We start from the raw sequence: 8,892 nt of genomic DNA on the forward strand, positions 1-8,892 counted from the left end.
GGCCTATGAGGCGATGAACAACGCCCGCGACGCCGGCAATCGCCTGATCGTGATCCTGAACGACAACGACATGTCGATCGCGCCGCCGGTAGGAGGCTTGTCCGCCTATCTGGCGCGGCTGATCTCGAGCCACGAATATATGGGCTTCCGGTCGCTTGCGAAGAAAGTGACGCGGAAGCTCTCGCAGCGCGTCCACGATGCGGCGCAGCGCGCGGAGGAATATGCGCGCGGCATGGCGACCGGCGGCACGCTGTTCGAGGAATTGGGCTTTTATTATGTCGGCCCGATCGACGGCCATAACCTCGACCACCTGATCCCGGTGCTGGAGAATGTCCGCGACGCCGAAGACGGGCCGATCCTGGTTCATGTCGTGACCAAGAAGGGCAAGGGCTATGCCCCTGCCGAGGCGTCGGCGGACAAATATCACGGCGTCCAGAAATTCGACGTCATCACCGGCGCCCAGGCCAAGGCGCCGGCGGGGCCGCCGAGCTATACCAATGTGTTCGCCAAGGCGCTGGTCGCGGAGGCGAAGCGCGACCCGGCGGTGTGCGCGATCACCGCCGCCATGCCGTCGGGGACCGGCCTCGACAAATTCGCGCAGGAATTCCCGGAGCGCTTCTTCGACGTCGGCATTGCCGAGCAGCACGCAGTGACCTTCGCCGCCGGCCTCGCCGCGCAGGGCATGCGGCCCTTCTGCGCGATCTACTCGACTTTCCTGCAGCGGGCCTATGATCAGGTCGTGCATGACGTCGCGCTGCAGAACCTGCCGGTGCGCTTCGCCATCGACCGCGCCGGGTTGGTCGGCGCCGATGGCGCGACCCATGCCGGCAGCTTCGACGTCACCTATCTTGCGACCTTGCCCAACATGGTCGTGATGGCCGCCGCCGACGAGGCCGAGCTGGTCCACATGGTCCACACCTGCGCGATGCACGATTCAGGGCCGATCGCAGTCCGCTATCCGCGCGGCAACGGCACCGGCGTCGCACTGCCCGAGACGCCGGAGCGGCTGGAGATCGGCAGGGGCCGCATCGTCCGCCAAGGCAAGACGGTCGCGATCCTGTCGCTCGGCACGCGGTTGGAGGAAGCGCTGAAGGCGGCCGACCGGCTGGAGGCGCAAGGGCTGTCGACCACCGTCGCCGACCTGCGTTTCGCCAAGCCGCTCGACGAGGAGCTGATCCGCAAGCTCCTGACCACCCACGAAGTCGCCGTGACGATCGAGGAAGCCGCGATCGGCGGCCTCGGCGCCCACGTGCTGACGATGGCCAGCGACACCGGCCTGATCGACGCAGGGCTCAAGCTCCGCACGATGCGCCTGCCGGACGTCTACCAGGACCAGGACAAGCCCGAGCTCCAGTACAAGGAAGCCGGCCTCGATGCGGACGCGATCGTCGACACGGTGCTGAAGGCATTGCGCCGCAACAGCGTCGGCGTGGTGGAGGGGGCACGGGCCTAAGGGCTAGCGGTATGCCTCGCTGCGATGCGGAGTATCGATCACGATGATAATCAGGCGGTCGTGTTCCAGCTTTGCAATGACGCGCCAGTCGCCGACGCGGTAGCGCCATAGGCCCGCAAAGCGGCCCGTCAGCGCCTTTCCACGCTGCCGTGGATCATCCAGTGACGCGATGTCTTCGATGGTCTTGATAATTCGCGAAGAGACCTTCCGATCGAGGTTCCGAAGCCTCTTTTCCGCGCGATCGGAAAACCTAACCGTCCAGGCCAAGATCGCGCTTCAGTTCTTCAAGGGATGTGGTTTTGGCGGGATCGAAGTCTCTCATGCCGGCTTCCGCCAGGACATAGTCTTCCAGGTCTTCCATCAGGCGCTTGATCGCCTCCCGGCCCAGATCGTCTTTTGACTTGCCCAGTTTGCGAGCGAATTCTTCGAGCCGTTCTTCGGTGGTGGGATCGAGCTTGATTGCGAGCATGACCAGTCTCCGAACGCAAGCATAGCGACTGTTGGGCGCTATTGCATCCGCCTACACCTTCCGGCTCAGTTCCCTCATCGCGTCGTCCAGGCCTTCGAGGGTCAGCGGGAACATGCGGCCGTTCATCAGCTCGCGCAGGATCGCAATGGATTGCGAATAGCCCCAATGTTTTTCCGGCACCGGGTTCAGCCAGGCCGCGGCGGGATAGGTGTTGGTGACGCGGTGCATCCAGACGGCGCCGGCTTCCTCGTTGAAATGCTCGACCGAGCCGCCGGGATGGGTGACCTCATAAGGGCTCATCGACGCATCGCCGACGAAGATGACCTTGTAATCGTGGCCGTATTTGTGGAGCACGTCCCAGGTCGGCGTGCGCTCGGAGAAGCGGCGGCGATTGTCCTTCCACACGCCTTCGTAAAGGCAGTTGTGGAAATAGAAGAACTCCAGGTTCTTGAACTCGGCGGTGGCGGCCGAGAACAGCTCCTCGCAGAGCTTGATGTGCGGGTCCATCGAGCCGCCGACGTCGAGAAACAGCAGCAGCTTCACCGCATTGTGCCGTTCCGGCCGCATATGGATATCGAGCCAGCCCTGCCGTGCCGTGCCGTCGATCGTCGCGTCGATGTCGAGCTCGTCCGCCGCGCCTTCGCGGGCGAAGCGGCGCAGGCGGCGGAGCGCAATCTTGATGTTGCGGGTGCCGAGCTCCTTGGTCGAATCGAGGTTCTTGAACTCGCGCTTGTCCCACACCTTCACCGCGCGGCCGTGGCGACCTTCCGCCTGGCCGATCCGCACGCCTTCGGGGTTGTAGCCATAGGCGCCGAACGGCGAGGTGCCGCCGGTTCCGATCCATTTGTTGCCGCCCTGGTGGCGCTCCTTCTGCTCCTCGAGCCGCTTCTTCAGCGTCTCCATGATCTCTTCCCAGGAGCCGAGCTTCTCGATCTCGGCCATCTGCTCCTCGGTCAGGTAGAGCTCCGCGATCTTGCGCAGCCAATCCTCCGGGATCGGCACCGCCTCGGTGCCGTAGCTGGTCTCGATCCCCTTGAAGACCTTGGCGAAGACCTGATCGAAGCGATCGAGCAGCCCCTCGTCATGCACGAAGGTGGCGCGGGCGAGGTAATAGAATTCTTCCGGAGAGCGCCGGATCACCTCTCGGTCGAGCGCCTCCAGCAGCACCAGATGCTCTTTCAGCGAAGCCGGAATGCCGGCGTGCCGCAGCTCGTCCATGAAGTTGAAGAACACGGCGCGATCTTAGAACCGATCCGGTCGGAAGCAAATCGCGGTTGCGCGCCGACGAACGGGGTTAAGCGATCTTCAACCCCTTGGTCCTAAGCCGCTGGCGAACATGCCAGAACAAGAGCAGTAGAATGATCGAGGGCGCAATCAAGGCAGCGGATCCGGGAGCGATCGACGCGGTCGCAAAGTCGTGCGGCGATCTTGCCGTCGGCTGCACCGGTGCAGCGACTTACGTGACGCAGGTGGCCGACAGCCTGGGCCGGCAGATGCAGGTGCTTGCCGATCTGGAGCAGGTGACGGCAGCGCTGGAGGCGGACCAGCGCCGCGCCGCCGATTCGACGGATGAGGCGCGGCTGCTTGCCGAAAAGGCGGGCACCAAGCTGGACGAAGGCACCAAAATCATCGCCCGGTCGATGCACGACTTCACCGCGCTGACCGAGCTGGTCGTGCGGCTTGGCGAGCAGGTCACCAATTTTGCAGCCGCGATGACGCAGGTGCAGCGGGTGACCGCCGGCATCGACTCAATTGCCCGCACGACCAACATGCTGGCGCTCAATGCCGCGATCGAGGCGGAGCGCGCGGGCGCCGCGGGCCGCACCTTCGCGGTCGTCGCCGCCGAAGTGAAGAAGCTTGCCCAGGATACGCGCGGCGCGACCGAGGAAATCAGCGCCACCGTCGCCTCGCTGGCGCATGAGGCGGAAACGTTCGTGGCCGAAATCGGCGCCGGCGTCGCCAAGAGCCGCGCCGCCCAGCAGAGCTTCGGCAAGGTCAACGATACCGTCGCCGAGGTCGCGCAGATCGTCGAGATGGTCGAGCAGCAGTCGGACGGCATCGCCCGCTCGACGAGCCTGATCCACGACAACGCCATTCGCGTGAAGGACGAGCTGACTGGCTTTGCCCGCGAAGCGCGCGCCAATGCGAAGCAGCTGGTCGACGCACAGCAGACCATGGCCAAGATGGAGCTGCTGTCGAACACAATGTTCGACCAGCTGGTGCACAGCGGCTTCGCGCACCAGGACCAGCGCTATGTGGAGCTTGCGATCCAGACGCGCGACGAGGTCAAGCAGCTGATCGAAAGCGCCATCGCGCGCGGCGAGATCGGCATGGATGACGTGTTCGACACCGATTACCGGCTGATCCCGGGCTCGAATCCGCAGCGGTTCGACAACCGGTTCAATGCCTTTGCCGATCGCCACCTCCAGCCGATCATCGATCGGGTGAATGCCAGCGACCGGTCGATCGAAGGATCGATCTGCTCCGATATCAACGGCTATCTGCCGACCCATCAGAGCTCGCGCTCACGCGAGCCGCGGCCGGACGATCCCGAATGGAACGACCGCAACTGCCGCAACCGCCGCATCCTGCTCGACGATCAGACCGCCCGCGCAGTGGCAAGTGACGCGCCGTTCCTGATGTCGGTCTATCACCTCGACCGCGGCAGCGAAGCGATGATGGTCAAAAACGTCTTCGTGCCGCTGTGGATCAACGGCAAGCGCTGGGGCAATTTCGAGATTGCGTACGTGAATCGGTAAGCCCAGGTTATTTCGGCAGCGCGACCTCGATGTTCTGTGTGCCGTAGGCGACGGCGACATACCCTTCTTTGCTGCCGGCGACGATCAGGCGCGCTGCCGGCATGAAGCCGGCCTCGGGCGCGGGAATGCCCTGCGCGAACAGGACGGCGCGAGTCTTGTCCAGCCCGTTGGCGGTGATCATCCCGCCCTCCTTCGTTTTTTCCTTGTCGAAGATCAGGGTTTTCAGGCCGCTCACGCTCGTGCCGGAATCGGCCAGCAGGGCGGTCCATTCTCCGCCCGCGTCGTTCTTCCGGTGGTATAGGGCTGCGGCCGGACCCATGCCGGGCAGCTCGGCGCGGCAGTAGGAGTCCGGAGCAGCGGCCAGGCTGCCTTCGCCGCCGGCCATCTGTTGGGCTCCCGTCAGCAGGACCGCGCCGGCGGCAAGCATCGTCTCGGCGTTCGGATTGGCGATGGCTTCGCTATTCAGCAGCATCTTGAAGGTCGCATCGGTCGCAGCCGGCGGGCAGGGTTCGGGCAGCGTCAGTGGATTGGCCGGCTTCACGCCGGCCGGCGCGGCTATGGTCGCAAGCACCTGCTCGATCCGTGCCAATTGCGCGTCCCGGTCGAGCGTTCGCGACGAGGAGCGCACCTTGATCAGCCAGTCGCCGATCTGCGCGACCGCCAGGCCGGTGCTCTTATAGTCTCCCGAAACGGCGAAGCTGCGGGCGAGCGCGTTGGGAACGGATGACCCGACCACGCTCAGGCGCCGCGTCTCGCCGCCTTCGCCCAGCCCGCGTTCCTTCCAGAGAGACATCAGGATCGCCTCGGCCCGCTCGAACCAGAGCGCGGCATTAGGGTGCGTCGCTCGGAAGAGGTAGAGGGAGATGATTTCGCCGTCGCTCTCGTAGCTCACGACTTTGTTGAAAGGCTCGTCGAGCGGCTGGACTGTCCGCATGCCGTCCATGACGGCGGGCAGGGCGACCGGGGGGGCGTCGCTGGCCTGCGCGGGGCCCGCCAGCAGGGCGGCGAACGCCCACACCAATAATTGCCGCAATGCCTGCCTCCCCCTGTCGTACCGAGGAGACTGGCAGCGAAGCGCCGCGTCCGCAAGCGCTTCAGCGTTAGCCCGGCCGCCCTTGCCGTTTCGCCATGAAGGCGAGGCGTTCGAACAGCATCACGTCCTGTTCGTTCTTCAGGAGCGCGCCGTGGAGAGGCGGGATCGCCTTGGTCGGGTCGCGGTTCTGGAGGATTTCGAGCGGCATATCCTCGTGGAGCAGCAGCTTCAGCCAGTCGAGCAGTTCGCTCGTCGACGGCTTCTTCTTGAGGCCCGGCACGTCGCGGACTTCGTAGAAGATGTCCATCGCGCGCTGGACAAGAATTTTCTGGATGCCCGGGAAGTGCACGTCGACGATCGCCTGCATCGTCTCGCGGTCCGGAAATTTGATGTAATGGAAGAAGCAGCGGCGCAGGAACGCGTCGGGCAGCTCCTTTTCGTTGTTCGACGTGATGACGACGATCGGCCGCTCGACCGCGCGGACCGTCTCCTTGGTCTCGTAGACGTGGAACTCCATCCGGTCGAGTTCGTGCAGCAGGTCGTTCGGGAACTCGATATCGGCCTTGTCGATCTCGTCGATCAGCAGCACGGGCAGGGCAAGCGAGGTGAACGCCTCCCACAGCTTGCCCTTGCGGATGTAGTTGGAAATCTCGTGCACGCGCGGATCGCCGAGCTGGCCGTCGCGCAGCCGGGCCACTGCGTCGTATTCATAGAGGCCCTGGTGCGCCTTGGTGGTGGACTTGATGTTCCACTCGATCAGCGGTGCATCAATCGCTTTGGCGATTTCCTGGGCCAGGACGGTTTTGCCGGTGCCCGGTTCGCCTTTCACCAGAAGCGGCCGGCGCAGCGTCACCGCGGCGTTCACCGCCACCTTCAGATCGTCGGTGGCGACATAGTCCCGCGTGCCTTCGAAGCGCATTCCCGGCCTTTCCGTTGCTGGTCCGGCCGGGATAGGTGACGTTTACGAGAGCGTCAAACCTTCGCGCGGGCCTGCTGTCGCGCCTCGAGCAGGTCCCAAAGCCCGCGATGCTGCGCGAGCAGCTGCTGTGCGCCGAAGCTCATTGCGCGCTCGAACGAGGGCGTTTCCGCGACGATCATGGCGACGGTACGCGTCTCTTCCTCGCCCGGAAGCGCGCAGTCGCCCGGCGCGATCGAGGCCCGCCGCGCCGCCGCTTCCAGCACGGCGCGCACCGCCTGCCAGTCGAGCGCGAGCGCAAAAGCCGCGCCCAGAGCGCAGCCGGCGCGGTCCGACTGGGCGAGCATGTCGAGCGCGTGGCTCTGCTGCAGCACGGCGGCTTCGCACTCGGCCTGTCCCGGCGTGCTCGGCAGCGGGCCGGTCGCGACCGCCAGCCGCGTCAGCAGCGCGCGCTCTGCCGCAAAGGCTTCCGCGGCGGCCGAGAGCCAGCCGCGAGCGGCGGGGTGGCCGGTCTTCTTCGCGGCATGGTCGATCACGCCCGGAAAGCGCCCGTGCAGCACGCACAGATAATGGGCCGCGTCGGCCAGGTTGCGCATCGCTTCGGGGCCGGCGGTCAGCTCGGTTGCCTGCGGATAGGCGTGGCCGGCGCTCCCTTCCGCACGCACCAGCGAAACCAGCAGGTCTGCGACCTGTTCGCTGCGTGCCGTTTCGATCGCCTGACTCATTTATCCTTGTCCCTGCTGTCGCGCGCTCCGCCAAGCGCCGGTGCATCTGTGCGCCAAGGGGATAATGAAGTGCCGTAAAGAGGTGGTTTATTTCAGCCCTCGCGAACGCGGTTAACAGCTTGACGCTTACGTAAATGGGATGCTTTACGTGGCGCATGGCCACTCCCCACCACGCGATCGTCGACACGCCGGATACGCAGAACCGGCATCAATATTCGATCACCGATCTGTCCGAGGAATTCGACGTCACGCCGCGGGCGCTGCGCTTCTACGAGGAAGAGGGGCTGATCCAGCCGATCCGGCGCGGTACGACGCGCATCTATACGAAGCGCGACCGGGCGCGGCTCGCCTGGATCCTGCGGGCAAAGCGCACCGGCTTCAGCCTTGCCGAAATTCGCGAGATGATCGACCTCTATGATGTCGGCGACGGGCGCCACATGCAGCGCAAGGTCACGATCGAGAAGTGCAATGCGCGGATCGAGCTGCTGAAGCGCCAGCGGCTCGACATCGATGCCCAGATCGACGAGCTGATCCGCTTCGTGAAGATGGTCGAAAAGGTCGAGGCGCAGGCGAGTCACTAAATCTCGTCATGCCGGACTTGATCCGGCATCCACCTTACTGCTTGCCGTAAGAAGGTGGACCCCGGCTCAAGGCCGGGGTGACGGTTGAAGCGGAGGGAAAGTCATGCCTCAATATACGCCGCCCATCCGCGATACGCGGTTCATTCTCGACCAGGTGATCGGGCTCGATCGCTATGCCAGCCTGCCCGGTTTCGAGAACGCCACCGCCGACACGATCGACGCGGTGCTGAACGAGGGCGGGCGGTTCGTCGCCGAGGTGCTGTTCCCGCTGAACCAGGTCGGCGACCGCGAGGGATGCACGCGCAACGACGACGGATCGGTCGCGACGCCGACCGGCTTCAAGGAAGCATATCGGCAGTTCGTCGAGGCAGGCTGGCCGACCCTGTCCGGCCCTGAGGAATTGGGCGGCCAGGGCCTGCCGCACGTGGTGATGACCGCGTTCGAGGAATTCGCGATCTCCGCCAACATGGCCTTCATGATGTATCCCGGCCTGACCGCCGGCGCGACCGCGGCGATCCTCGCGAAGGGGTCGGAGGAGCAGAAGGCGCTCTATTGCCCGAAGATGATCTCGGGCGAATGGGGCGGCACGATGAACCTGACCGAGCCGCAATGCGGCACCGATCTGGGGCTCATCAAAACCAAGGCGGAACCGCACGCCGACGGCAGTTACCGAATCACCGGCACCAAGATCTTCATTTCCGCCGGCGAGCATGACCTGACGGACAACATCATCCACCTTGTCCTCGCCAAGACGCCGGACGCGCCGGACAGCGTGAAGGGCATCAGCCTGTTCATCGTGCCCAAGGTGCTGGTGAACGCCGACGGATCGCTGGGCGAGCGGAACGCCGTCTCCTGCGGCTCGATCGAGCACAAGATGGGTATCCACGGCAATTCGACCTGCGTGATGAATTATGACGGCGCGACCGGCTACCTCGTCGGTGAGGAGAATAAGGGCC

General features: G+C 64.8%; 10 protein-coding genes. 4 read left to right on the forward strand and 6 right to left on the reverse strand.

Going from position 1 to position 8,892, the window contains the following annotated elements; translation table 11 throughout:
• Positions 1–1,453 (forward strand): 1-deoxy-D-xylulose-5-phosphate synthase (gene dxs, locus VFT73_RS09935; RefSeq protein WP_326410470.1); only part of this gene is annotated, 1,453 nt, incomplete at its 5' end.
• 3 nt (positions 1,454–1,456) lie between these two features.
• Here the strand turns inward: dxs and VFT73_RS09940 are convergent.
• The 3 genes from VFT73_RS09940 to VFT73_RS09950 are packed head-to-tail and all read right to left on the reverse strand — an operon-like array spanning position 1,457 to position 3,155.
• On the reverse strand, positions 1,457–1,720 hold the full coding sequence (locus VFT73_RS09940; protein WP_326410473.1) for a type II toxin-antitoxin system RelE/ParE family toxin: 264 nt from the start codon (positions 1,718–1,720) through the stop codon (positions 1,457–1,459).
• Positions 1,704–1,922 carry a type II toxin-antitoxin system RelB family antitoxin gene (gene relB / locus VFT73_RS09945; RefSeq protein WP_326410475.1) on the reverse strand — a complete coding sequence of 73 codons (219 nt, stop codon included), beginning with the start codon at positions 1,920–1,922 and terminating at the stop codon, positions 1,704–1,706. Before relB ends, VFT73_RS09940 begins: the two co-directional genes overlap by 17 nt.
• Before the next feature lie 51 nt (positions 1,923–1,973).
• A complete protein-coding gene (locus tag VFT73_RS09950) occupies positions 1,974–3,155 on the reverse strand; it encodes a VWA domain-containing protein (RefSeq protein WP_326410478.1) in 1,182 nt (393 codons plus the stop codon).
• A 125-nt stretch (positions 3,156–3,280) separates the two neighbouring features.
• On the opposite strand from VFT73_RS09950, the gene VFT73_RS09955 reads away from it, so the two are divergent.
• Positions 3,281–4,681 (forward strand): methyl-accepting chemotaxis protein, encoded by a 1,401-nt coding sequence (locus VFT73_RS09955; protein ID WP_326410481.1) that lies wholly within the window; start codon positions 3,281–3,283, stop codon positions 4,679–4,681.
• A 7-nt stretch (positions 4,682–4,688) separates the two neighbouring features.
• On the opposite strand, the gene VFT73_RS09960 is transcribed toward VFT73_RS09955, so the two are convergent.
• The 3 genes from VFT73_RS09960 to VFT73_RS09970 form a co-directional block, all read right to left on the reverse strand.
• Positions 4,689–5,699, reverse strand: coding sequence for a hypothetical protein (locus VFT73_RS09960; protein WP_326410484.1), 1,011 nt, complete (start codon positions 5,697–5,699; stop codon positions 4,689–4,691).
• 82 nt (positions 5,700–5,781) lie between these two features.
• Entirely contained in the window at positions 5,782–6,633 is an 852-nt protein-coding gene (locus tag VFT73_RS09965; protein WP_326410487.1) for a MoxR family ATPase, read from the reverse strand.
• A gap of 53 nt (positions 6,634–6,686) precedes the next feature.
• Complete coding sequence (locus VFT73_RS09970; protein ID WP_326410490.1) at positions 6,687–7,355, reverse strand: DUF6975 family protein; 669 nt, start codon at positions 7,353–7,355, stop codon at positions 6,687–6,689.
• Between the two features lie 155 nt (positions 7,356–7,510).
• On the opposite strand from VFT73_RS09970, the gene VFT73_RS09975 reads away from it, so the two are divergent.
• On the forward strand, positions 7,511–7,936 hold the full coding sequence (locus VFT73_RS09975; RefSeq protein WP_326410493.1) for a MerR family DNA-binding transcriptional regulator: 426 nt from the start codon (positions 7,511–7,513) through the stop codon (positions 7,934–7,936).
• A gap of 103 nt (positions 7,937–8,039) precedes the next feature.
• Positions 8,040–8,892: acyl-CoA dehydrogenase family protein (locus VFT73_RS09980; protein ID WP_326410495.1), on the forward strand; the 853-nt coding region annotated here is incomplete at its 3' end.

The organism is Sphingomonas sp., assembly GCF_035758555.1.
GTDB lineage: Bacteria > Pseudomonadota > Alphaproteobacteria > Sphingomonadales > Sphingomonadaceae > Sphingomonas_B.